Genomic DNA, 22,812 nt, shown 5'->3' with positions numbered 1-22,812 from the left:
GGGCTTCAGTTTTCCGGGTCTACGCGCCCGCGCATTGCCTTGACCTCTCCACGCACTTTCTTGGCTTTGAGACGCCGCTTTTTCGACCCTAACGTGGGCTTTGTCGCGATCCGTCGCTTGGGGGCAACCAATGCCTTTCGGATCAGTTCCGCCAGACGTGTCCGCACGATATCACGGTTGCGCGCCTGACTGCGGGTCTCATCGCATTGCAGAACCAGCGCGCCATCGGTAGTCCAGCGGCGCCCGGCCAGACGTTTCAGCCGGGTTTTCACCGGGCCGGGCAAGGACGGCGAGCGGGCCGCTTCGAACCGCAATTCCACCGCTGAGGACACTTTGTTCACGTTCTGACCGCCGGGGCCGGAAGCACGCATGAAGCTCTCGGTCAGTTCCCAGTCCTGGAGTGCGATATCATCGTTGATCTGCAACATGCGCCGATCCTACTCCGTTGAAAAGCGCCCCGAAACACTGACGGAATTGCCTGATGGGTCCTTTGCATTGGCAAAAACATAGCCATCGCCGCTGTGCAAGGGGCCGAATGTCAGGCCGCGTTCTTTGCTCTGCGCGCAAAAGGCTTCGACATCTGCGACGGTGAACACCAGTTTGACCGTGGTCTGACCTTGCCTTTGACCCTTCGCTGCTTTGTGCAGGAGCAAGCGCGTACCGGTGCCCGGAGGCCGCAATTCGACGATGCGGTCGCCGTCAGTGTCGTGCCGCGCATAGCCGAAATGGGTGCTATAGAACGCGACAGTTTCATCGATCTTTGATGTGTAGAGGATCAGGCTGGTGAGTTCCGGCATGGTCTTTCCCAATTGACTACGAAAAAGGGCCGCACGGTGACATGCGGCCCAATCGAATGGTTTTAGGAGGGGGATCGGTTAGACCGAAATCCACTCAGGAGTTCTGCCCGTCAAGGGCTGCCTCAGCAGGCGACCTCCAAAGCTGTTCCGACACCTCGCTCCAATACCTTTCTTGACACTGGATCACCTCCTTTACCTATCTGTTGACGTTGCAGGAATCGTCGCACAGGTTTCGAAAATCACCAAGCTTTTTTTCGTTAACGCAGGGTCAATGCGCGGGTGTGAGCCGGGCTGTAATCACGCGGAAGGGGATGAGAGCCAGAAGCGCCAGCGACAGTTTGACCATCCAGTCGGCCACAGCCAGCGAGACCCACAAGGGCGCGGCAGGGCCAAAGCCGAGGAGGGGCAGGATGTCACCGGCCCAGGACACGTCATTGCCGGGCTCGATCCACATCAGGCTCGCGGAAAAGGCGATGGTGAAGAAAAGGGCGGTGTCGAGCGTGCTGCCGATCAGCGTTGAGGCCAGCGGCGCGCGCCACCATTTGCCATCCCTGAGGGCTGCAAAGACCGATACGTCGATCAGTTGCGCGATCAGGAAGGCCAGACCAGAGCCTATCGCAATGCGCAGGGTCACAAGCGGGCCGAATTCGCCGATGATCTGTGTGCCGATAAGCGAACAAATGATGCCCACCACAAAGCCCACGAATACAACACGGCGCGCGGCGGAGGCGCCGTAGACACGGTTCATTACATCCGTGACCAGAAAGGCCAGCGGATAGGTGAAAGCCCCCCAGGTCAGCCATTGGCCGAAGAGAAACTGCACAAGAATGTTGGAGGCAACCACAATGGCAGCCATGGCAAGAATGCCGGGAAGGTAAGCGCGTGTCATAAGATAATCCGTTTTGGCAAGGGTGCGGCACTTGGTCTGACGAGGCCAGACGGGCGCTCTTTAGGCCTAAAATCGGGCCTGTGCAAGTCAATCCTTGAGGACGTACTCAACGATATCGGTGTGCAGAATGGGCAGAAAATTGTCGTCCGATATCATGGTCAGCCGCGTCCGACCTGTATCATCCTGCCAAACTGATAGCCCTTCGAGATTGCCGTGATGCCGATGAGGTGTTTCCAGCAGCGTCTCGATATTCTCAAAGCCCGCGTCGGTCACGGTCATGCGGCGGATGCGGCTGCGAAATCCTAACCAGACAAAGGACCGTTCCAGCAGATAAAACTGCCCGTCCGGCCCAAAATCGCCCCCAACGGGCAGGTAGCCCTCGTCCAGCGGCAATGTGAATGCCTGAGACCAGCGCCCTTTCTCGTGGCGGCGGTAGACGAGGGCTTCGCGGGCACCGCGCGCCACACCTTCGGGGATCGAGAACAGTGTTCCCTGAGCGTCAATGGCGACGAGTTCGAGCCCCTTGTTGCTGCCCAACGCCCGCCATGCACGGGTATAGGAGGGCCATTCCGCGGGGCTGTCCCATGTATTGTAGCGCAGGATTCTATCCGCGAATTCAAAGGATACGAACAACCTACCTTTGTGATCGAGCGCCAACCCTTCGGCGTCGTTGTAGGGTCCGTCGCGCGTTTCCCCAAAGCGATCGACAAGTGGCTTGGCGGTAGTAACCTGGGCGTCGGTAATTTGATCGTTTTTGCGGGTTAGAGTCCCCCGCGCGAGAAACCCTCTGTCGGTCACAGCAAAGAAGTCCCGGCCGTCAGCGCTCAGCTCGAAGCCCGAAAATCCTCCAAACCACGGGGCATCATGGCGCCACCTGTGCGTTGAAAGATGTTGGGCGGGCTGGGCTGAGGGCGCCACATCTGGCGGCTGAGGCAGCGGGTGGAATGCGAAGATCGGGGCGATGGCCAGAAGGCCGATTGCGGCTACTGCAAGACTGCGGCGCATTGTTGGGGCAGGTCCGCCAGCAGGATTTCGCGTTTGGGTTTGGGTTTCGGCGCGTTCGGATCGGGTGGTGGTGGGTTCAGGATATTGTTGACCCAGGCCTGCGCATCGGCACAGCCGTCACCCGCAGGGGGCGGGTTTTGGTTGACGCAGCCTTTCGCGCCGGCCGGGCAAGAGAGCCGCACGTGGAAATGATAGTGATGTCCGTACCAGGGCCTGATCTTGCGCAGCCAGCTGCGGTCCCCTTTGGCGTCCTTGCACATCTGCACTTTGGCACCGGGAAAGATGAATATCCGCGCCACGCGTGGGTCGGAAGCGGCAGCTTTGAGGATTTCATGATGCGCGGGCGTCCAGTTTTCATTCACGAAGGCCCCCTTGTTGCGCCGCATGGAGATGGACGAAATGCTTTCGCGTTGGGCGGCAGAAAGCGACAGATTGTCCGCCGGGCGCAGCCAGATATCGGCATCCAGACCGATCTGGTGACTGGCGTGCCCAGTCAGCATCGGCCCCCCGCGCGGCTGGCTCAAATCCCCTACGTAGAGACCGTTCCAGCCCGGTTGCCGGGCAGCCTTGGCGCTGAGCCTGCGGACAAAATCCACCGTTTCCGGATGTGCCCAGTTGCGATTGCGCGACAGCCGCATCGCCTGCCATGTGGGCCCGGATTCTGCCAGACGCTCTGATCCAGCAAGACACCCTTTTGCATAGCTGCCAAAGGGGGCGGGCGCGCTGGGCGAGCCCGAGGTTTCCGCCCCGAAAAGCTGTCGCGCCGGTTGCTTGCTTTTCGTGTGACCGGAGGTGCCGATGGTCGGCAGGATCACCGATGCCGTCTGCTGAGACTGTGGTGTGCCGTCCGAACAAGCGGCAAGACCCAGACCCAGGACAACGGCGGTGGCTAACTGGCGGAGTTTCATGTCACAAAATCCCCTTTCGGTTTGACCCATGCTAACAGGATGAGGCCGAGAATAAACAGCCCTGCGACGGGGGTGATGCCCATCCGCTGACTGCCGCTCAAATCGCTGGCCAGGGCGATGAGGGCCGGTGCGATGAAAGAGGTGGCTTTGCCGGAGAGCGCATAAAGCCCGAAAGCTTCGGTCATGCGTTCGGGATTGGCCTGATGGGTGAGCATGTTGCGTGAAGACGCCTGCAGCACGCCGCCTGCCGCCCCGATCAGCGCGCCCGCCACGAAGAAGGTGATGTCCGGGACCGGTGAGCCATCGGCCAGCCCGATGCCCAGCACGGAAGTGGGCGTGAGCGAGATGATCAGCCCGGACGTCAGGATCAGGAGGATGCAACAGGTCACGATCACCGGCATGGGGCCGATGCGCCGGTCGATACGGCCCCCCACCCAACAGAAAACCGCGCCACTGATCGCCGCGACAATCCCGAAAATGCCAATGTCGATGATCGACCAGTTCAGCACACCCAGCGCATAAATGCCGCCGAAAGTGTAAAGCCCGTTGAGCGCGTCGCGGTAGAACATCGACGAGCCGAGATAGGCCAGAAGCGAGGGGTGTTGCGGCAGCCCTTTGAGCGTTTGCAGCAGATCGCGCATCCCCTTGCCGAGCCTGTAGGGGCTTTTTTGCGGGCCGGGCCTGTCGCGGATGTAGAGAAAGAAGGGGATCATGAAGAGGGCGAACCACAGCGCGGTGAGCGGGCCAACGATGCGCGTATCGGCCCCTGTTGCCGGGTCGAGCCCGAAGAGCGGTGTCAGCCCGATCATGGTGCGCCCGCTGTCGCCTGCCTGAAAAAACCCGATCATCACGATCAGCGCGATCACCCCGCCCAGATAGCCAAAAGCCCAGCCAGAGCCTGATATGCGGCCACGTTCCTCTTTGCTGGCGTCCAGTTCCGGCAGGTAGGAATTGGTGAAGATGGTGGCAAATTCCATCCCGATGAGGCCCAGACCGAAGAAGAAAAGCGCCCGGAGCACGGAGAAATCCGCAGGCGTCGTCCACCACAATCCAGCCGCGCCGATCACGTAGAGGGTCGAGAAAAGCCAGATCCACGGCAGGCGTCTGCCGGAACTGTCGGCCACCGCGCCAAGCACCGGGGCCAGAAGGGCGATGGCGATGCCTGCCGCTGTCAGCCCGTAGCCCCAATAGGCCTGTGCCTGTGCTTTGGCGGCCTCCGCTGTCATACCGTCCGCGACAAGGGCTGCGGTCGCGGTCTGTGCGAAATAGGGCCCGAAGATGAAGGTCAGCAACAGGGTATTATAGGGCTGGCTGGCCCAGTCGAAAAAGTACCACCCCCAGATGCGTTTTCGCGGGCTGATCATGGATGTGCCTGTATCACTGCTTTGAAAAAGTTAGATCAGTCCGGGACGGAGGAGGCAAGTAAAGCTTTGGGAGCCATCAACCATGCAGCACCACCGGCCTTGCTTATTGGGGCGGCCTTGCTTAACTGAGCATCGATACGAAAAAGAGGTCTGCCGATGCAATCGCTGTTCCAAATCCTGATGCTGCTGCTGAACGTGGTGTGGTTTTTCATCATCGCCCATGTGATCATGAGCTGGCTGATCAATTTTCAGGTGCTCAACACCCGCCAACAACTGGTGGCGCAGATCTGGTATAGCCTGAACCGCATTCTGGAGCCGCTCTATGGCCCGGTGCGCCGCATTCTGCCTCCGATGGGTGGGATTGATCTTGCCCCATTGGCGGTTCTGATCGGGGTGGCGGTGCTGCGGATCGTTCTGGTCAACAACTACGCGCTCTTTCTCTAGCCAAATTGCCCTGAGCGGTGATTTTTTGGGCCTGGGCGAGGCCTGAAGGCTTGTTCACGAATCCTTAGTGTGGGAGTCTGCGGCAAAAGAGCAGATTTCAATAAGGGTTTCCGATGACAGGCGCTGCCACTCTGTTGCAGGATGTGTTTGGTTTTGATGATTTTCGCCCCGGTCAGGCGGAGATTGTCGAGGCGGTGAGCGCTGGTGAAAACACCCTTGCGATCATGCCCACGGGGGGCGGGAAATCTCTTTGTTTTCAACTGCCTGCGCTGCTGCGCGAGGGGGTAACGGTTGTCATATCCCCCCTGATTGCCCTGATGCGCGATCAGGTGCGCGCCTTGCAGGAAGCCGGTGTCAGTGCCGGGGCGCTGACCTCCGGCAACACGCCGGAAGAAACCGATGCGGTCTTTGAGGCGCTGGAGGTGGGCAGGCTCAAACTGCTTTATATGGCCCCGGAGCGTTTGGCGGCCGGGGCTGCCATGGGGTTGCTGCAACGTGTGGGCGTATCGCTGATCGCCGTGGATGAAGCCCACTGTGTCAGCCAGTGGGGCCATGATTTTCGCCCCGATTACCTGCGCATAGGGGCCTTGCGGCAGGCATTGAACGTTCCGCTGGCGGCGTTCACGGCAACGGCGGATCGCGAAACGCGGGTGGAGATTGTCGAAAAGCTGTTTGACGGGCAGGCCCCCCGGGAATTTTTGCAAGGGTTCGACCGGCCCAATATTCATCTTGGGTTTGCCGCCAAGGACGGGCCGCGTCGACAAATTTTGGATTTCGCCGCTGCCCGCAAGGGGCAATCCGGCATCGTCTATTGCGGCACGCGCGCCAAGACCGAAAGCCTTGCCGGGGCGCTGCGCGAGGCAGGCCATGCGGCGATGCATTACCATGGTGGCATGGAGGCTGACGACCGCCGCATCGCCGAGACCCGTTTTCAGCGCGAGGACGGGTTGATCGTGGCGGCGACTGTGGCGTTTGGCATGGGCATCGACAAGCCGGACATCCGTTGGGTGGCGCATGCGGACCTGCCGAAATCCATCGAGGCCTATTATCAGGAGATCGGACGCGCCGGTCGCGACGGGGCACCTGCCGAAACCCTGACGTTTTTTGGTCCCGAAGACATCCGGCTGCGCCGCGCCCAGATTGACGAGGGCCTCGCCCCGCCGGAAAGACGTGCGGCGGATCACGGGCGTCTGAACGCGCTTCTGGGTCTGGCCGAAGCGCTGACATGCCGCCGCAAAACCCTGCTGGAATATTTTGGCGAACGGGATGTGACCTGTGGTCATTGCGATCTTTGCGACCAGCCAGCGGAGGTCTTTGACGGAACCACCGCGGTGCGCAAGGCCCTGTCGGCCATTTTGCGCACGGAAGAGTGGTTCGGTGCGGGCCATCTGATCGACATTCTGATCGGTAACGAGACAGACAAGATCCGCCAACGGGGTCATCAGTCTTTGCCCACTTATGGCGTGGGTGCTGAATACGACCGTCGCCAGTGGCAGGCGATTTTCCGTCAGATGATGGGATATGATCTGGTGCGGCCCGATCCGGATCGCCATGGTGCACTTCGAATGACCGACGCCGCCTTGCCGATCCTGCGGGATGAAGCCCAGATCATGCTGCGGCGCGACAGCATCCGCGCGGCGGCCTCCAACCGCAGGCCGGCCGTCAAGGCGATGGTTTCTGACGAAGACGCGCCGCTTCTGTCCGCGCTGAAGGCCAAACGCCGGGCTTTTGCCGAAGCCGCCAAGGTTCCGGCCTATGTGATTTTCAATGACCGCACCCTGATCGAAATGGCGCAAACCAGGCCGCAGTCGCTGGACGCGATGGCACAGGTTTCCGGCGTGGGGGCCAAGAAGCTGGAACGCTACGGCGCTGCATTTCTGGAGGTGATCAGCGGCGAGGTGACCCATATGCATCCCACGCGGCGCAAGCTGGCGGGGCGCGAGGCGGGCTCAATCTATGACCAGTTGCTGGCCGTTCAGGCCGATCTGTCGCGTGGCGCGGAAGGGACAGACAAACCGCTGAGCTGCTCGGCCTCTCTGCTGGCGAAGGTGGCACAATTGCGTGATGCGGATTCCACCGCCCTTCAACGGCTGTTAGGGGATCGTCGGGCGCAAAGATTTGGCCCGGCCTTTCTGGACGTCCTGCGGGAGGCGAGCTAAGTCGCGCAGCGAGGGGGCGTTGCCCTCCGCGCAAATGAGAATGGGGATGACAATATGTTGGTGGTGATTTCACCGGCCAAACGGCTGGATTGGGCAGAGCGGGATGTCACGATGACAGAGCCCGCGTTTCACGAAGATGCCCGGCGGCTGGTCAAAACGGCGCGCAACCTGACGCTTGGCAAGCTCAAGGGGCTGATGGATCTCTCCGATGATCTGGCCCGGCTGAACCGCGACCGGTTCGCCGCCTTTGCCGATGACCCGGCACCCCAGATCACGCGGCCCGCAGCGCTGGCTTTTGCAGGTGACACCTATCAGGGATTGGAGGCGCAGAGCCTTGATGCGGATGAAATGGCCTGGGCGCAGGATCACCTGCGCATTCTGTCGGGGCTCTACGGGCTGTTGCGGCCATTGGACGCGATCCAGCCCTACCGTCTGGAAATGGGCAGCCGTCTGAAGACGCGGCGCGGCAACTCCCTCTATGACTATTGGCGCGACGGGCTTTCCAAAGCGCTCAACGTGCAGGCCGAGGCATTGGGGTCGGACGTTCTGATCAATTGTGCCAGTCAGGAATATTTTGGCGCAGTTGCGCGCAAAGCGCTGAAACTGCGGGTCATTACGCCGAGCTTCATGGAAGACAAGGAGGATGGCAAAGGTCCGAAAATTGTCAGTTTCTTTGCCAAGAAGGCACGCGGGTCTATGGCGCGTTTTGTCATTCAGCAGCGGCTTGACGACCCGGAAGAGGTGCTGGGTTTCACCACCGGCGGTTACCGCCATGACGCGGCACTGTCACAACCGGACCGCCCCGTCTTTGTGCGGCCCTACCCGGCTTCCTGATCGGGAACATCGGGGCGCGGGTTTAGCGCCTCTTCGGGGCAGTAATCCAGGATATGTGCGTGCATTTCCGCCTTGCGGACAGGTTTTGACATGTAGTGGTCGAGCCCGACGGCGAGGATTTCCTTGTTGTCGCCCTGCATGGCATGGGCGGTGAGCGCGATGATGGGCACATGCCGACCTGAGGTTTCCTCTTTTTTGCGGATCGTCTGGGTGGCCTCCTTGCCATCCATTCGCGGCATGGAAATATCCATGAAGATCAGATCGGGTTCAAAGCTGTCGTAGGCTTCGACCGCTTCGATGCCGTCGTTGGCAAACTTCAGGTCTATGTCGAAATCCTTGAGCATTTTACGCAGAACAAGCTGGTTGGTTTTGTTGTCTTCTGCGGCCAGAATGCGCATCTGACGCGGGGCGTCGACAGCGGGTTCTTCGATCTCGGCGGGGCTTTCCGTGTCGACCAAGGGCTCGATCACAGCATCGGGCGCGTCCGTCGGCGGGGCGCTGGCATCTGCCCTGCGACGTGAGAATGTTGGCATTGGAAGATTGGGGAGCGCGTCCTCCTCCGGCTCCGCCGCTTTGGCCTCAAAGGCGGCCAGGCGTTGCAGGATTTCATGCCGCGGATAGGGCTTTTGCGCAATCGCATCGACCGCGCCTTTTGCCGGATCGGCATGGGCATGACCGACATTTGAACTCAGCAGAAAAATGGGCATTTTATGCCCGGCATGACGCGCGGTTTCAGCAAACTGAATACCGTTCATATCGGCCATGATATGATCCACCAACACAACGTCAACTGTCCGGTCCAAAAGCGCCAACCCGCAGGCCGCGTCCTCACAAAGCGTGACCTTGAGACCAAGCTCTTCGATCTGGCGGCCCATGATCAACCGGTTGGGTTCAAAATCGTCGATGACCATCACGTGCCGCAGCGCCGGGGGCAGGGTCGGGTGTTCGGCCTCCATTGCGTCCGCCACATCAAAGGAAATTTCAAAGCCAAAGCAGGACCCGACCCCTTCTTCGGAGGTCAGCCAGATACGCCCGCCCATCATCTTGATCAAACGTTTGGTGATGGCGAGGCCCAGACCGGTGCCGTCAAACTGGCGATTTCGTTCATTTTCGACCTGATTGAATTCCCCGAACACATGGTCGATCATATTTTCCGGAATGCCGATCCCGGTATCTTCTACCGTCACGCTGAGCGCCATTTTCTTGGCCTCGGCATCCGGTTTACCGCGCACTTTTACCGTGACGTGACCTTCTTGTGTGAATTTGACTGCATTGCCCATCAGATTGGTCAGGATCTGGCGTATCCGCCCGGGATCCCCCACAAACTGCGATGGCAGGAACAAATCGTAATCCAGAAGCAGGTCCAGCCCCTTGTCCCTTGCGGTTGATTGCAACAGCATGATGATTTCAAGAATTGATCGTTCGAGATCAAAGGGTTCAGGGTGCAGATCGAGACGTTCCGCCTCGATCTTGGAGTAATCGAGCACGTCGTTGATGATCACCAGCAGCGCTTCGCCCGAATTCTTGATCGTGTCTACATAGAGACGCTGCTCTTCGGTCAGCGGTGTATCGACCAGAACATCCGCCATGCCGACAACACCATTCATGGGCGTGCGAATCTCATGGCTCATATTGGCGAGGAAGGCCGATTTCGCCCGGTTGGCAATCTCGGCACTTTCGCGGGCGGCTTTCAACTTCTCTTCGTATTTGACGGTGGCGGTGATGTTCAGACCCAACGAAATGATGTCGCCGTCCGGGCCACGCTGGTCGATGATCTTGATATACTCGCCGTTCCACAGGCGGATGACCACCGGTTCGGGCTCAGGGGATTGCACCCGTTCAATCATCATCTGACGCCAGGCGTCGGGCGTCATGTCCCCGGTGTTGACGATCCCCTCGTCTGTCAGAACCTGCAGGATGGTGACATAGCTGACACCGGGTTTGATCTCCTCAAGCTTGTCGAAAACCGCAAGATACGAGCGGTTTGCCATGATCATTTCCAGATCTGGCGTGAAGAAGGCAAAACCGTCATTGATGGTCTCAATCGAATGCCACAGCCGCCTTTCGACAAGCTCGATCTTTTCATGGGCCGCTGAAAGGTCGGATTTGACGCGCTGGTTCTCATCGCGGACGTTGGCCACTTCGGCCTGGGTTTCGACGATCTGATGCGACAAGGCCTTGGCATGGGCGCCAAGTTTGCGATTGGCAGCAAAAAGCTCTGCCTGCTTGAGTTCAAGCAGGCGTTCAGCAGCCAATCTGCCACGTCGTTCCTCAGCCAGTTTGTTGGCGAGACTCATCCGATCACCGGCAATTTCGTTCCAATTGCGGCAGTTTTTCACAAATGTCGTGAATATCTGTTTAATTCATGGCGGTGAAAGTAGAGAGCCCGTGCCAAACCAACAGTTTTGGCCTGATCATGCGGGTTATCTGCGGCCTTCGCGCAGCCAGGCCGCGGTGATGAATGCAGCGGACAACAGCAGGACAAGCCACCCCGGCAACAGGTTGGTTTGCCGCACGTCCCGGGTTTCAAAGGCATCGCGGGGCGTGAGGCCCACCCATCCACGCCCGGCAGCGGGGCGGCCTGCGCGGACGTTGCGAATCCTTGGTAACCCGTCTTCGATGCGCGTGGTGCCGCCGCGCAATCCTGCCAGTACCGGGGTTAGAATATCGGCGGTTGCAATCGTCTGTTCAAATTCGCGCGGGGCGGCAGGGCCAAGGCCGATAACTGCAAGCTGATCGCCATTCTCCAGCCGGTAGAGACCGATTTCGGGGCCTTCGAACATACCTTCAAAAACACCGGGGCTCACCTCGTCGAGGGTCATTTCGGATTGATTGCCGGAGGGATCTGTGAGGGTCAGCGGGGGGACGCTGTCCTCAAGCGTGCGCCGCCGGATGCGCATCGTCTGCCCGGTCGCCTCTGCAGTCAGTGATTCCTCTTCGAGCTCGGGTTCTTTCATCATCCAATGCGCAAGACGCCGCAGCAGTTCCAGTTGCGGTCCGCCGCCTTCGTATCCGCGGTTCCACAGCCACGCGTGATCAGAGGCCAGCAAGGCAACGCGTCCCTCGCCGACCCGGTCCAGCACGAGGAGCGGGCGTTCGCCCACACCTGACATGACAACGTTGCCTTTGGCTTCGGTCACATCGATCTGCCGCAACCAGCGCCCCCAGTCCCCGTTCATCGGAAGATCGGTTGTCACGGGATGACGCGCGCCAAGGTCGGTGATCGTCGGCAGATAAGGCTGTTCAAGAACGCGGGCAGTGGGTGCGGCTGGTAGCACCGTGCCAAGCGGCGAGCGGAATATGCTGTCGGCACCGGCGAAATCCTCGCCCGCCGCCACCAGAACCGCGCCGCCCTGCTGAATGTAATTGGCGACATTGTCCAGATAGAGCGCCGGCAGGATGCCACGGCGCTTGTAGCGGTCAAAAATGATCAGGTCGAAATCAGTGATCTTTTCCAGAAAAAGCTCGCGGGTCGGGAAAGCGATGAGCGAGAGTTCATTGACCGGCACACCGTCTTGCTTTTCGGGGGGCCTTAGAATGGTGAAGTGCACCAGATCGACGGAACTGTCTGATTTCAGCAGGTTACGCCAGGTGCGGCCGCCCGGATGCGGCTCGCCACTGACCAGAAGCACACGCAGGCGGTCACGTACCCCGTTCATTTGGATGAGGGCCGTGTTGTTGCGATCCGTCAATTCACCCTCGGCCATGGGTACTGTGAACTGGATCACGTTACGTCCGCCATGCGGTAGAGTCACAGGCAATTCGATATCCTGCCCAAGTGGGACGTCAAAACGTTGCGGCGGGTCGCCATCGACGGAGATTTCAAGGGGCGCCAGTCCGCTGCCTTGCGGGGCCGCGCCCATATCCTCGATACGCAGCGTGAGCGTCACAGGTTCGCCAATGATGGCAAAGGCGGGGGCATTGCGGATGCTCAGGCGGCGATCCCAATCGCTTTGTTTGCCTGTCATCAACAGATGCATCGGGGCAGGCAGATCGACCGGCAGATCGGCGTCATGCACGCGGCCATCGCTGAGCGCCAGAATGCCGGCGATCCGTGCGCGGGGTTCTTCGGCAAGTGCCTTTGAGAGCGCGGTCATGAGCTGGGTGCCCGCGTCACCTTCGCCATCCGGAACCGTTACGCGGCGCACCTCGGTGTTGGGACGGGCGGCGATGCGGGCGGCCAGTGTTTCAGCGGAGGTGGCGACCTGTTCGGCGCGGTCGGAGAGTTGCTGGCTGGCGCTTTCATCTTCGAGCAGGATCACGATGTCGGTGAGTGGCGCGCGATCCTCCTGCTGGTAGGAGGGGCCGGTCAGCGCGCCCAGGATCACCAGTGCCGCCAGCGCGCGCAGGGCCCAGCCGTTCAGCCGCCGGACAATGGCCAGCATCACGCCGATGGCCGCAATGACACCTACCATGACCAGCAGCGGCCAGGGGATGAGCGGATCAAAGACGATGCTGCCGGTCATTGGCCCAACCTGTCGAGCAGTGCAGGCACATGCACCTGATCGGACTTATAGTTGCCGGTCAGCACATGCATCACCAGATTGACCCCGAAGCGGAAGGCGATTTCGCGTTGCCTTTCGCCAGTAAACCCCCGCCCGATGGGCACCAGCGGCGCACCGTTCGACGCCACGGCCCAGGCGGCGGCCCAGTCATTGCCGCCGATCACCACGGGTGTGACCCCGTCGTTGAGGTTGCGGAAGGGCATGCCCTCAACCTGTTCGGCATCGGGGGGTGCTGCTTCGACCCAGACATCGCGGCTGGCGTGGCGTCCGGGAAAATCCTGAAGCAGATAGAAGGTGCGGGTCAGAACATGATCGGCTGGCAGGGGTTCCAGTGGCGGAATGTCGAGCGGTGCGGCCAAATCCTGCAGTTTGCGCCCATTGGGGCTGGATGCGCCAAAACGCGCAATATCCGCGTCACGGGTGTCGAACAGGATCAACCCGCCGGAGCGCAGGTATTCGTTGAGCTTTACGTAAGCTTCGGAAGATGGGCGCGGCTGATCCGGTGTAATTGGCCAGTAGAGGATCGGGAAGAAAGCCAACTCATCCATTTCCAGATCAACGCCGGTGGGCGCGGCAGGCTCGACAGAGGTACGGAAAAACAGCGTATCCGACAGCCCGCGCAACCCGGCTTGGGATATCTCATCCACCCGGTCATTACCGGTTTTGACGTAGGCCAGGGTCAGTTCGGCGGTGGCATCAAGGGCAAAGATATCTTCTTCGGCGCTCTGGGCGCTTGCCCGGTCCGGGAGCGCCAAAGGCACCGCCAGCATCAGCGCCATCATCGCGGCGCGGTTGACGTTGCCAAGCAGCCGTCCGGACAGGGACAGGGAGGCCACGACATCCGCCAGAAGCAGAAGTATGGCGAGGCTCAGAAGCCATCCGGCAACGGGTTGTTCCGGAGGTACCGCGAAGCCCTTGACGGGGATGCGCGCGGGCCAGGACACCGGGGTGATCGTTGTTTCTGCCTCAATGACATTGCGCGCCAATCGCCGGTCACCCGAGGCATAGATGCCGGGTTGCATGTCCGGACCGGGCGGCGCGTTCAGCAGGTCTGGTCCCGGCACGCCGGGTAAGGTTCCCGCATCACTGAGCGTGCCGAACCCATCCATCACCAGTTCCGGCGTCCAGGTGGTGCCTTCAAGCTGAACCGCGTCGGGGCGGGTGGCGGAGGTCGACACAGCGAGGCGTTCCAGCATCTGCACGAACAATCCGGAGAGCGGCAGGGTCGACCAATCCGCCGTCGCAGTGATGTGGAAAAGCACGATCTGCCCCTGTTCGCGGGTCTTGCGCGTGACCAGCGGCGTGCCGTCGGTCAGTTCGGCAATGACGCGGGCTGCCAGCGTGGGGTCGGGTTGCGCCATGACCTGACTGGTGATCTGCACATCGTCGGGAATTTGCAGACCAAAGAAGGGAGAGGTTTCGCGGAAGGGTGCCAGTTTCTTGGGCGCGCCCCAGCTCATTGCGCCGCCCACCGTGCGCCCGCCCGAACGTAGCCGCACGGGCATCATCGGGTCCTCGTCAATGCGACTGACATCGCTGGCGGCAATGCGCGGGCCGGCAAAGCGCACCAGCATGCCGCCCTCGTCGATCCACGCCCCAAGCTCCTCGGCCTCGGCCGGGGCCAGCGTGGCCACATCCGCCAGAACGATCACATCGGGGTTGGCAGGCAACACGTCGCGCAGATCGCCGCGGATAAGGTCCGCCGTCGGCAGAAGCGCCTGTTCGATATAGTGCATCGGTGACAGAAGCGGCAGGCCTTCGCGGTTCTCTGTGCCCGAGATCAGGGCGACTTCCCGGCGTCTCAGACCGTCATCCGCAAGGGTTGTTGTCCCTGCCGAGCGTTGGCCTTGCAGGTCAAAACGCGTGACCCGCGCGCGCATTTCGGAGGGTATCGACAGGGCAGTGCTGGCGGTTGTCTCACCCGCTGCAAAACTTGCCGTTGCTGTGGCCAGAATGCTGGCGTTGCCAGCGGGATCGCGTCCGTTGGCCTGAAACGTCACTTCGCGTTCCGGCCCGGCGGCTGCACGAATGGCCGTAAGCTGTACCGCGCCATCCTCAAACCCGGCGGGGCTGAGCGCCAGGACATTTGCCGCGGTCTGATAAACCTCGACCCCGCCTTTGGCCTCAAAGGCGTCCAATGCCGCCTCGCGCCCGGGGTAATCGAGCCCGTCACTGAACCAGAGCGTGTCGAAACCGCCCTCTGTCGCGGCGAAGGAAACCGCCTGAGCAGCATGTGCGGCACTGGGTTGCCACGGGGCCGGCCGGAACCCGGGCAGGCGGCTGCGCCAGGCATCAGCGGTCTGGAAAACGGGGGGCTGCGGGCGCGCCATGTCGAGGAAGGCAACGGTGCGCCCGGCGCGGCTGGCGCGGGTCAGCTGTGCTGCGATGGCTTCTTCCTGATCGGACCAGCGCGTCGCCCCGGCCCAACTGCCATCAAGCACGATCAGCAAGGGACCATCGCCCTGCGCCTGATCTTCGCTGGGGTTCAGAACCGGCCCTGCCAGACCCAGAATGATCGCCGCGATCGCCAGCATGCGCAGCAGCAACAGCCACCAGGGCGTGCGGTCGGAGACGGTTTCATCGTCCGTGAGCCCCAAAAGCAGGGCCACTCCGGGAAACCGCCTGCGGATGGGCGCAGGGGGTACGGCGCGCAGGATCAGCCAGAGGATCGGTAGCGTCAGCAGGGCCAACAGCAACCAGGGTGAGGTGAAGCCTATGCCGCCCAGAACGGTCATCGCATCCCCCCTGTATCAAGTGCTCTGTAAAGCCAGAGCAGGGCGGATTGCGCCGAGGCATCCGTGTGATGCAGCCCGTATTGCCAGCCGGTCAGCGCACAGAGTTTCTGCAGCTCGGATTTGCGTGCAGCGAGGCGGTCAAGATAGCGGTCGCGCAAGTCATTGGCCTTCAGGGTTTCATGGCTCAGAGAGCCGCCAACACTTTCGAAAATGGTGCGTCCGCGAAAAGGAAAGGCCTCCTCAGAAGGGTCCAGCACATGCATCAGCACGCCCCGTACGCCCCGGTCAGCAGCCTTGGTCAGCGCCAGTTTGGCCTCCGCCACGTCCCCCATGAAATCGGAGATGAAAAGCGCGCGGGCCGAGGGGATCATCGCGCGGTGTTCGGGGGGGGCATAGTCTTCGGCGGCATCGGTGGTGAACATTTCCGCCAGCCGCAGAATCTGGGCATTCCCGCGTCGCGGCGGCAGGGCCGTACCTGTCAGCCCGACCCGTTCGCCGCCGCGCACCAGCAGGATTGCAACGGCCAATCCCAACAATCGGGCGCGGTCGGCTTTCTGCGCCAGGTCTTTGGTGCTGGCAAAGCGCATCGAGGCCCCCTGATCGACCCAAAGCATGACCGATTGCGCGATCTGCCATTCGCGTTCACGCACGAATTCGGTGTCGCCCCGGGCGGAGCGCCGGTGGTCGATCAGCCGCTTGCTGTCGCCGGTCTGCGCCGGTCGGTACTGCCAGAAATCATCGCCCATGCCCGCGCGTCGCCGCCCGTGATCGCCCAGAAGGACAGCGCCCGCCAGATGATCGGCGCGCGCCAGAAGGGCCGGCAGGGAAGCCGCCTGCGCTTCGGCGTCCGCGCGCAGGGCCGTGGGTCTGGAAATATCCTGAGAGGCGCTGAGCGGTGTCACGCGGCTGCTTTCGCCCCGGCCAGATCGCTTGCGGTGGTGTCAATCAGATCAGAGAGGCTGTCGCCGCGCGCGCGGGCTGCAAAATTCAGCGCCATGCGGTGGCTGAGAACCGGTCGTGCCATGTCCAGCACATCTTCGGCCGAGGGTGCGAGCCGCCCTTGCAGGAGCGCGCGCGCCCTGACGGTCATCATCAGGGCCTGTGCGGCACGCGGTCCCGGACCCCAGGCAACGGTCTCGCGCACCCGCTCGGAAGCGCCGTCTTCTTCGGGGCGGAAGGCGCGCACCAGATCGAGGATCATCTCGACCACGCTGTCGCCCACGGGCATCCGTCGCAGCACCTGTTGGGCTGCCAGCAGTTCGGCGGCGGTAAAGACTTCGGTCGATTCCGCTTCCGTATCGCCGGTGGTGGCCAGCAGGATATCGCGCTCGGTATCGCGGTCGGGATAATCCACGTCGATCTGCACGAGGAACCGGTCAAGCTGCGCTTCGGGCAGCGGGTAGGTGCCTTCCTGCTCAATCGGGTTTTGCGTGGCCAGCACGTGGAAAGGCATACCCAGGGCGCGGTCCTCGCCCGCAACGGTCACGGTTTTTTCCTGCATCGCCTGCAACAGGGCAGATTGGGTCCGTGGGCTGGCGCGGTTGATTTCATCAGCCATCAGAAGCTGACAGAAGATCGGCCCCTGAATGAAACGAAAGGCGCGGCTGCCGTCCGCAGAGGTATCGAGCACTTCGGAGCCCAGAATATCCGCGGGCATCAGGTCCGGCGTGAACTGCACGCGATTGCCGTTGAGCCCCATGACGGTCGAGAGCGTTTCGACCAGTCGCGTCTTGCCCAGCCCCGGCAATCCGATGAGCAACCCATGGCCGCCACACAGCAGAGCAGTCAGCGTCAGCTCAACCACACGCTCCTGTCCGATAAAGCGCTTGGTCACCGATGTTTTGGCCTGGGTGAGTTTTTCGCCCAGCGCTTCGATCTCGGCAACCAAATCTTCTGCATTACTCATGACAAGCCACTCCAAAGAAATATATGTGTTAGATGTAACTCTATCGCGCGTGAGGGAAATGGCAAAAGCAATGAGTGGACAAAAAACCGTTACACCCTCGGCAGAAAGCCTTGCGGCTTCCTTAACAGCCGCAAAAACACGCGGTTTGCCGCCCGTCCACCTGTGGAATCCGCCGTTTTGCGGCGATCTGGACATGCGCATCGCGCGCGACGGGACGTGGTTTTATCAGGGCACACCCATTGGACGGCCCGGGTTGGTCAAGCTATTCGCGTCGATTCTCAAGCGCGAGGCGGGCAAATTCTATCTCGTGACGCCGGTGGAGAAGGTGGGGATCACGGTGGATGACGCCCCTTTTGTGGCGGTCGATTTCGAGGCGCAGGGTAGCGGGCAGGATCAGATCCTGACCTTTGAAACCAATGTGGGCGACAAGGCTGTTGCGGGCAGCGATCTGCCAATCCGCGTGGTGCGCGATGCCGAAACGGGCGAGCCTTCGCCCTATATTCTGATCCGCGCGGACCTTGAAGCGCTGATCGACCGCAAGAGTTTTTATCGCCTGGTCGATCTGGGCGTTCATTTTGACGACTGGTTTGGCGTCTGGTCCAAGGGCACGTTTTTCCGGATCATCCCGAGCCGCGAACTGCCCTGACCCTTGCCGTTTGCGCGCGGCATCGTGGCTTGAGAGCAACGCGTTGATGTGCATCAGCATCCGCAGGGTCCCGGAAAGCTTGGGCGTACCGACGAAGACCCCTAGTGTACTTTCGATGTACAGGGGTGGGGACCAATGTTCAAAATCGCAGCAAACCTGAGCCATTTATGGCCTGAACTACCCTATCTGGATCGATTTGAGGCCGCTGCCGAGGCGGGTTTCGAAGGGGTTGAGGTGCTCTTTCCCTACGATATGCCCGCCAAGGACACTCAGCGCGCGTTGTTGCGCAGCGGCTTGCCGATGGTTCTGATGAACGCGCCGCCGCCCAATTATACAGGCGGCCCCCGCGGTTTCGCGGCGGTGCCTGAGGCACAGGACCGTTTTCGTTTCGATCTGAGACGCGCGTTGCGGTACTGCGATGCGCTTCATGTGCCAATGCTGCACATCATGACGGGTGCGGCTGAGGGGCAGCATGCACGGGAGGTATTGATCGAGAACCTCAGCTGGGCGGTGCAAAACATCCCCGAGGGTCTGACCCTGACGCTGGAACCCCTGAACGCCATCGACATGCCCGGATATTTTCTGGGGGACTATGATCTGGCCGCGGACATCCTGCAGGAAATTGACGCGCCCAATCTGGGGCTGCAATTCGATACATACCACGCGCAAACCATCCATGGGGATTGCCTTGCGGTTTTTGACGCCCACAAGGATATTATCCGTCACATCCAGATCGGTGATGCCCCCGGTCGTTGCGTGCCCGGGACGGGTGAAATTGACTTTGCCAGGTTTTTCGAGGTGCTCAAAGACAGCGGATATGACCGCTGGGTCAGTGCCGAATACACGCCGACCCTCCAGACGGAGGATAGTCTGGGATGGATGCAGATGTCGCAAAAGTGACCGGCGGCAGGGCCTGTCAGGTTCAGATTAACCTGCTTGAAATGCAAATCTGTGCATCTTTCATGGTCAGGATCGTCAATGGAGGTGCGCGATGATTCCCGCCCGCTACGCACATTTTGCCTATGGGTTCATCCTGTCCGGACTGATGTCGATGATGGTGTCGGGCATTGCCACGTTCCGAACCGTCGGGATGATCGACGGCTTTGTGACGCTCTGGCTGGGCAATTGGTTGCCAAGCTGGTCGGTGGCCTATCCCACGCTGCTATGTGTATCGCCTGTTGCGCGTCGGATCGTGGCAAAATTCACCCGCGTTGACGCCTGAAGGTAAGGCCGCGCGATCCTGACAATGATCTCAGTGCGCCACAGCCCAATTTGGACCCTGGCCCGCATCGACATTCAGGGTGACGTCCAGCTTGACCACCGGGTCGGCGGCTGATTCCATGACCTTGCGGGCCGCTCCGATCAAATCGTCTTCGGCGCCATCCTCAACCTCGAAAAGCAGCTCGTCATGAACCTGCAGAAGCATCTTTGCGGGCAGGCCCGCGATGGCCCCCGGCATGCGCACCATGGCGCGCCGGATCACATCCGCTGCGGTCCCTTGGATGGGCGCGTTGATCGCGGCACGGGCGGCAAACCCGGCATGCGGGCCCTTGGCAGTGATGTTGGGCGTGTGGATGCGCCGACCAAAGAGGGTCTGCACAAACCCGTGCTCTTTGGCAAAGGCCTTGGTGTCGTCCATATAGGTGCGAATGCCGGGGAACCTCTCGAAATAGCGGTCGATGAACCCCTGCGCCTCGCTGCGCGGAATGCGCAGGTTGCGCGCCAGACCAAACCCCGAGATGCCATAGATCACACCGAAGTTGATCGCCTTGGCGCGGCGTCTGATCTCTGGTGTCATCTCCTCCATGGGTACATCGAACATCTCGGAGGCAGTCATTGCGTGGATGTCATCGCCGCGTTTGAAAGCCTCCTTGAGGGCTTCAATATCCGCGATATGGGCCAGAATGCGCAGCTCAATCTGGCTATAGTCCAGCGCCACCAGCGTCTTGCCTTCCTCGGCCACAAAAGCCTCGCGGATGCGGCGGCCTTCCTCGGTGCGGATCGGGATATTCTGCAGGTTCGGATCGGTGGAGGCAAGCCGCCCCGTGGACGCCCCGGCAATCGAATAAGAAGTGTGCACGCGGCCCGTCTCCGCATTGATATGGTCCTGCAGCGCATCCGTGTAGGTCGATTTCAGCTTGCTGAGTTGCCGCCAGTCCAGCACCCGTGCGGGCAGTTCATGTTCGGTGGCAAGGTCTTCGAGCACATCCGCCCCGGTCGCATAGGCCCCGGTCTTGCCCTTCTTGCCACCCGGCAGTGACATCTCATCAAAGAGGATTTCGCCCAACTGCTTGGGCGAGCCCACATTGAACTTGCGCCCGGCAAGCTGGTAGATTTCGTCCTCCAGACCGGCCATCTTCTGGCTGAAGGCATTGGACATGCGGCTGAGCGTATCGCGGTCTACCTTGATGCCCGTGCGTTCCATTTGCGCCAGCACCGGCACCAGGGGCCGTTCCAGCGTTTCATAGACCCGTGTGACCTGCGCCCGGTGCAGCGACGGCTTGAACTGCTGCCAGAGCCGCAGGGTGATGTCTGCATCCTCCGCCGCATAGGGCACCGCGTCGTCCATGGGCACCTTGTCAAAGGTGATGGCCGATTTACCAGAGCCTAACAGGGGTTTTATCGGGATCGGCGTGTGGTTCAGATAGCGCTCAGACAGCGTGTCCATACCGTGCCCATGCAACCCGCCGTGCATCGCGTAGGACATCAGCATGGTGTCGTCGATGGGGGCAACGGTGATGTTGGCGCGGGCAAAGATCTTGAGATCGTATTTCATGTTCTGCCCGATCTTGAGGATCGAGGGATCCTCCAGCACTGGCTTCAGCATCGCCAGCGCCTCCTCAACGGCCATTTGCCCCTCGGCCAGATCATCGGAGCCAAAGAGATCGTCCCCCTGATGCGCCTTGTGGATCAACGGGATATAGCAGGCCTGCCCGGCCTCGACACAGAGCGAAATGCCCACAAGATCAGCTGTCATTTCATTCAGGCCGGTGGTTTCGGTGTCCACCGCCACATAGCCGCGCTCGTAAATCCGGTCGATCCAGACCTGCAACTCTTCGGCGGCGCCAACCTTGTTGTAGCCCGCGCGGTCAAAGGGGATATCCTCAACCTGGGGCGCATCAGGTGCCTCTGCGGGCGTGTCCTCGATCACGGGTGGTTCCACATCAAGCTGAGTTGCGATGCGCTTGGTCAGCGTGCGGAACTCCATCTCCGCCAGAAACGGCATCAGTTGATCGGGGTCCGGTGCGCGTACTTCCAGATCGTCCAGCGTGAAGTCGAGCGGCGTGTTCTCATCCAGCAGCACCAGCCTGCGGGACAGGCGAATTTGCTCGGCGTGGTCAATCAGCGTCTGGCGGCGCTTGGGTTGCTTGATCTCTTCGGCGCGCTCCAGCAGTGCATCCAGATCACCATATTCATTGATCAGCAGAGCTGCGGTCTTGATGCCGATACCGGGGGCGCCGGGGACGTTGTCAACACTGTCACCCGCCAATGCCTGCACATCGACCACACGGTCAGGATAGACGCCGAATTTCTCGAAAACGCCGTCACGGTCAATGCGCTTGTTTTTCATCGCATCCAGCATTTCCACGCCGTCGCCGACAAGCTGCATCAGGTCCTTGTCGGAACTGATGATGGTGCAGCGGCCGCCCGCGGCACGCGCCTGTACGGCCAGCGTGGCGATGATGTCGTCCGCCTCAAACCCTTCTTTTTCCTCGCAGGCGATGTTGAAGGCGATGGTGGCCCGGCGGGTCAACGGAATCTGCGGGCGCAGGTCTTCGGGCATGGCCTCGCGGTTGGCCTTGTACTGGTCGTACATTTCATTGCGAAATGTGTGACTGCCCTTGTCGAAGATCACCGCCACATGGGTGGGTGCGTCGGGGCCGGTATTCGTCTCTACATAGCGTTGCAGCATGTTGCAAAAGCCGGAGACCGCGCCAATTGGCAGCCCGTCTGATTTGCGCGTCAGGGGCGGCAAGGCGTGATAGGCACGAAAGATAAAGGCCGATCCGTCGATCAGGTGAAGATGATGCCCCTTGCCAAATGTCGTGCTCATAATAGGGTGCCCTCATCATCGATCATTGAAAGTTCGCAGATGTTATCCCGTATCGCGGCAGGCGCTGCAATCATCCATTGTGCAACAATGGCAAATGACGCTCAGGCGGCGGGGTTCGGGTGCCAGTCGGATGTTGGCGCTTCGGAGGTTTGCGTGCCATTTGTCGGCTGTGTCGGCGAGCAGGGTGATTTTTTCACGGGCCGCGCACTGGGGCGCACGGAAGGCACGCTGGCCGTGGAAACGAGCGGCGGTGTCATATGCTCCGGTGATTGGATCCCGCGGAATTTTCTGGGCGTGGGGCAGGCCAATTTTACATGCGACGATGGCAAGACCGGCATAGCCTATTTCACCTATCAAGACCCCCGAACAGGTACCGCCACAGGAAACGGGTTGCTGTCGGATGGATCAAAACTGCTGGTCTGGTCGGGTAACAACATCCGCCAGTTTCTGGCAATTGATCCGAACAATCCTGACGGTAATCTGACTTGCGCCAATTCTGTCGTGCCCATCGGCTGATCGTTGCCTGCGCGCCCGGAGGTTCAAGGCGTGATCAGCAGAGGATTCGG

At 60.8% G+C, this 22,812-nt stretch carries 19 protein-coding genes; 7 read left to right on the top strand and 12 right to left on the bottom strand.

The annotated features are described in order from the left end of the window. Window positions 1–5: 5 nt before the first annotated feature. The 6 genes from arfB to Q0802_RS07550 all read right to left on the bottom strand — a co-directional run bounded on the left by arfB (window position 6) and on the right by Q0802_RS07550 (window position 4,963). On the bottom strand, window positions 6–428 hold the full coding sequence (gene arfB, locus Q0802_RS07575) for an alternative ribosome rescue aminoacyl-tRNA hydrolase ArfB (RefSeq protein WP_298915898.1): 423 nt from the start codon (window positions 426–428) through the stop codon (window positions 6–8). Between the two features lie 9 nt (window positions 429–437). Beyond that, a complete protein-coding gene (locus Q0802_RS07570) occupies window positions 438–797 on the bottom strand; it encodes a VOC family protein (protein ID WP_298915895.1) in 360 nt (119 codons plus the stop codon). 268 nt (window positions 798–1,065) lie between these two features. Further along, entirely contained in the window at window positions 1,066–1,686 is a 621-nt protein-coding gene (locus tag Q0802_RS07565; RefSeq protein ID WP_298915892.1) for a queuosine precursor transporter, read from the bottom strand. 87 nt (window positions 1,687–1,773) lie between these two features. Next, on the bottom strand, window positions 1,774–2,691 hold the full coding sequence (locus tag Q0802_RS07560) for an esterase-like activity of phytase family protein (protein ID WP_298915888.1): 918 nt from the start codon (window positions 2,689–2,691) through the stop codon (window positions 1,774–1,776). Beyond that, complete coding sequence (gene mepA, locus Q0802_RS07555; protein WP_298915885.1) at window positions 2,670–3,599, bottom strand: penicillin-insensitive murein endopeptidase; 930 nt, start codon at window positions 3,597–3,599, stop codon at window positions 2,670–2,672. Before mepA ends, Q0802_RS07560 begins: the two co-directional genes overlap by 22 nt. Further along, window positions 3,596–4,963, bottom strand: a complete 1,368-nt coding sequence (locus Q0802_RS07550) for an MFS transporter (protein ID WP_298915882.1) — start codon at window positions 4,961–4,963, stop codon at window positions 3,596–3,598. The genes mepA and Q0802_RS07550 overlap by 4 nt, the downstream gene beginning before the upstream one ends. A 156-nt stretch (window positions 4,964–5,119) precedes the next feature. On the opposite strand from Q0802_RS07550, the gene Q0802_RS07545 reads away from it, so the two are divergent. From Q0802_RS07545 to yaaA, 3 genes are all read left to right on the top strand, one after another. Continuing rightward, complete coding sequence (locus Q0802_RS07545; protein WP_298915879.1) at window positions 5,120–5,407, top strand: YggT family protein; 288 nt, start codon at window positions 5,120–5,122, stop codon at window positions 5,405–5,407. A 113-nt stretch (window positions 5,408–5,520) separates the two neighbouring features. Then, the gene (gene recQ / locus Q0802_RS07540) at window positions 5,521–7,566 is read left to right on the top strand and encodes a DNA helicase RecQ (protein ID WP_298915876.1); all 2,046 of its coding nucleotides are present in this window, start codon (window positions 5,521–5,523) and stop codon (window positions 7,564–7,566) included. A 54-nt stretch (window positions 7,567–7,620) separates the two neighbouring features. Continuing rightward, window positions 7,621–8,400, top strand: coding sequence for a peroxide stress protein YaaA (gene yaaA, locus Q0802_RS07535; protein ID WP_298915873.1), 780 nt, complete (start codon window positions 7,621–7,623; stop codon window positions 8,398–8,400). Here the strand turns inward: yaaA and Q0802_RS07530 are convergent. From Q0802_RS07530 to Q0802_RS07510, 5 genes are all read right to left on the bottom strand, one after another. Beyond that, window positions 8,385–10,697 carry a response regulator gene (locus tag Q0802_RS07530; RefSeq protein ID WP_298915870.1) on the bottom strand — a complete coding sequence of 771 codons (2,313 nt, stop codon included), beginning with the start codon at window positions 10,695–10,697 and terminating at the stop codon, window positions 8,385–8,387. The two genes, yaaA and Q0802_RS07530, sit on opposite strands and share 16 nt — an antisense overlap. Before the next feature lie 126 nt (window positions 10,698–10,823). Beyond that, a complete protein-coding gene (locus tag Q0802_RS07525) occupies window positions 10,824–12,866 on the bottom strand; it encodes a hypothetical protein (RefSeq protein WP_298915867.1) in 2,043 nt (680 codons plus the stop codon). Next, the gene (locus Q0802_RS07520; protein ID WP_298915864.1) at window positions 12,863–15,640 is read right to left on the bottom strand and encodes a DUF4159 domain-containing protein; all 2,778 of its coding nucleotides are present in this window, start codon (window positions 15,638–15,640) and stop codon (window positions 12,863–12,865) included. Before Q0802_RS07520 ends, Q0802_RS07525 begins: the two co-directional genes overlap by 4 nt. Beyond that, on the bottom strand, window positions 15,637–16,515 hold the full coding sequence (locus tag Q0802_RS07515; protein WP_298916818.1) for a DUF58 domain-containing protein: 879 nt from the start codon (window positions 16,513–16,515) through the stop codon (window positions 15,637–15,639). Before Q0802_RS07515 ends, Q0802_RS07520 begins: the two co-directional genes overlap by 4 nt. A gap of 23 nt (window positions 16,516–16,538) precedes the next feature. Continuing rightward, window positions 16,539–17,546: a MoxR family ATPase gene (locus tag Q0802_RS07510; RefSeq protein WP_298915861.1), complete on the bottom strand. Its 1,008-nt coding sequence runs from the start codon at window positions 17,544–17,546 to the stop codon at window positions 16,539–16,541. Window positions 17,547–17,616: 70 nt separating this feature from the next. Here Q0802_RS07510 and Q0802_RS07505 point away from each other — a divergent pair, with 70 nt between their 5' ends. The 3 genes from Q0802_RS07505 to Q0802_RS07495 all read left to right on the top strand — a co-directional run bounded on the left by Q0802_RS07505 (window position 17,617) and on the right by Q0802_RS07495 (window position 19,414). After that, window positions 17,617–18,192 (top strand): DUF1285 domain-containing protein, encoded by a 576-nt coding sequence (locus Q0802_RS07505; RefSeq protein ID WP_298915858.1) that lies wholly within the window; start codon window positions 17,617–17,619, stop codon window positions 18,190–18,192. A gap of 135 nt (window positions 18,193–18,327) precedes the next feature. Beyond that, the gene (locus Q0802_RS07500) at window positions 18,328–19,092 is read left to right on the top strand and encodes a TIM barrel protein (RefSeq protein WP_298915855.1); all 765 of its coding nucleotides are present in this window, start codon (window positions 18,328–18,330) and stop codon (window positions 19,090–19,092) included. A 91-nt stretch (window positions 19,093–19,183) separates the two neighbouring features. Then, window positions 19,184–19,414 carry a DUF2798 domain-containing protein gene (locus Q0802_RS07495; protein ID WP_298915853.1) on the top strand — a complete coding sequence of 77 codons (231 nt, stop codon included), beginning with the start codon at window positions 19,184–19,186 and terminating at the stop codon, window positions 19,412–19,414. 30 nt (window positions 19,415–19,444) lie between these two features. On the opposite strand, the gene polA is transcribed toward Q0802_RS07495, so the two are convergent. Beyond that, complete coding sequence (gene polA / locus Q0802_RS07490) at window positions 19,445–22,246, bottom strand: DNA polymerase I (protein ID WP_298915850.1); 2,802 nt, start codon at window positions 22,244–22,246, stop codon at window positions 19,445–19,447. Between the two features lie 39 nt (window positions 22,247–22,285). On the opposite strand from polA, the gene Q0802_RS07485 reads away from it, so the two are divergent. Beyond that, window positions 22,286–22,762, top strand: a complete 477-nt coding sequence (locus Q0802_RS07485; RefSeq protein ID WP_298915847.1) for a hypothetical protein — start codon at window positions 22,286–22,288, stop codon at window positions 22,760–22,762. Window positions 22,763–22,812 lie beyond the last annotated feature (50 nt).

It is taken from the genome of uncultured Roseobacter sp. (assembly GCF_947495275.1).
GTDB lineage: Bacteria > Pseudomonadota > Alphaproteobacteria > Rhodobacterales > Rhodobacteraceae > Roseobacter.
This window is presented reverse-complemented; position numbering and strand designations above follow the sequence as displayed.

Excerpts from the sequence above, each read along its gene's own strand:
- Q0802_RS07545 (WP_298915879.1), top strand. The coding sequence starts at position 5,120 with ATGCAATCGCTGTTCCAAATCCTGATGCTGCTGCTGAACGTGGTGTGG.
- Q0802_RS07505 (WP_298915858.1), top strand. The coding sequence starts at position 17,617 with ATGAGTGGACAAAAAACCGTTACACCCTCGGCAGAAAGCCTTGCGGCT.
- Q0802_RS07525 (WP_298915867.1), bottom strand. The coding sequence starts at position 12,866 with ATGACCGGCAGCATCGTCTTTGATCCGCTCATCCCCTGGCCGCTGCTG.
- Q0802_RS07500 (WP_298915855.1), top strand. The coding sequence starts at position 18,328 with ATGTTCAAAATCGCAGCAAACCTGAGCCATTTATGGCCTGAACTACCC.
- yaaA (WP_298915873.1), top strand. The coding sequence starts at position 7,621 with ATGTTGGTGGTGATTTCACCGGCCAAACGGCTGGATTGGGCAGAGCGG.
- Q0802_RS07550 (WP_298915882.1), bottom strand. The coding sequence starts at position 4,963 with ATGATCAGCCCGCGAAAACGCATCTGGGGGTGGTACTTTTTCGACTGG.
- Q0802_RS07485 (WP_298915847.1), top strand. The coding sequence starts at position 22,286 with ATGTTATCCCGTATCGCGGCAGGCGCTGCAATCATCCATTGTGCAACA.
- polA (WP_298915850.1), bottom strand. The coding sequence starts at position 22,246 with ATGAGCACGACATTTGGCAAGGGGCATCATCTTCACCTGATCGACGGA.
- Q0802_RS07510 (WP_298915861.1), bottom strand. The coding sequence starts at position 17,546 with ATGAGTAATGCAGAAGATTTGGTTGCCGAGATCGAAGCGCTGGGCGAA.
- Q0802_RS07570 (WP_298915895.1), bottom strand. The coding sequence starts at position 797 with ATGCCGGAACTCACCAGCCTGATCCTCTACACATCAAAGATCGATGAA.
- arfB (WP_298915898.1), bottom strand. The coding sequence starts at position 428 with ATGTTGCAGATCAACGATGATATCGCACTCCAGGACTGGGAACTGACC.
- recQ (WP_298915876.1), top strand. The coding sequence starts at position 5,521 with ATGACAGGCGCTGCCACTCTGTTGCAGGATGTGTTTGGTTTTGATGAT.
- Q0802_RS07565 (WP_298915892.1), bottom strand. The coding sequence starts at position 1,686 with ATGACACGCGCTTACCTTCCCGGCATTCTTGCCATGGCTGCCATTGTG.
- Q0802_RS07560 (WP_298915888.1), bottom strand. The coding sequence starts at position 2,691 with ATGCGCCGCAGTCTTGCAGTAGCCGCAATCGGCCTTCTGGCCATCGCC.
- Q0802_RS07530 (WP_298915870.1), bottom strand. The coding sequence starts at position 10,697 with ATGAGTCTCGCCAACAAACTGGCTGAGGAACGACGTGGCAGATTGGCT.
- mepA (WP_298915885.1), bottom strand. The coding sequence starts at position 3,599 with ATGAAACTCCGCCAGTTAGCCACCGCCGTTGTCCTGGGTCTGGGTCTT.
- Q0802_RS07520 (WP_298915864.1), bottom strand. The coding sequence starts at position 15,640 with ATGACCGTTCTGGGCGGCATAGGCTTCACCTCACCCTGGTTGCTGTTG.
- Q0802_RS07495 (WP_298915853.1), top strand. The coding sequence starts at position 19,184 with ATGATTCCCGCCCGCTACGCACATTTTGCCTATGGGTTCATCCTGTCC.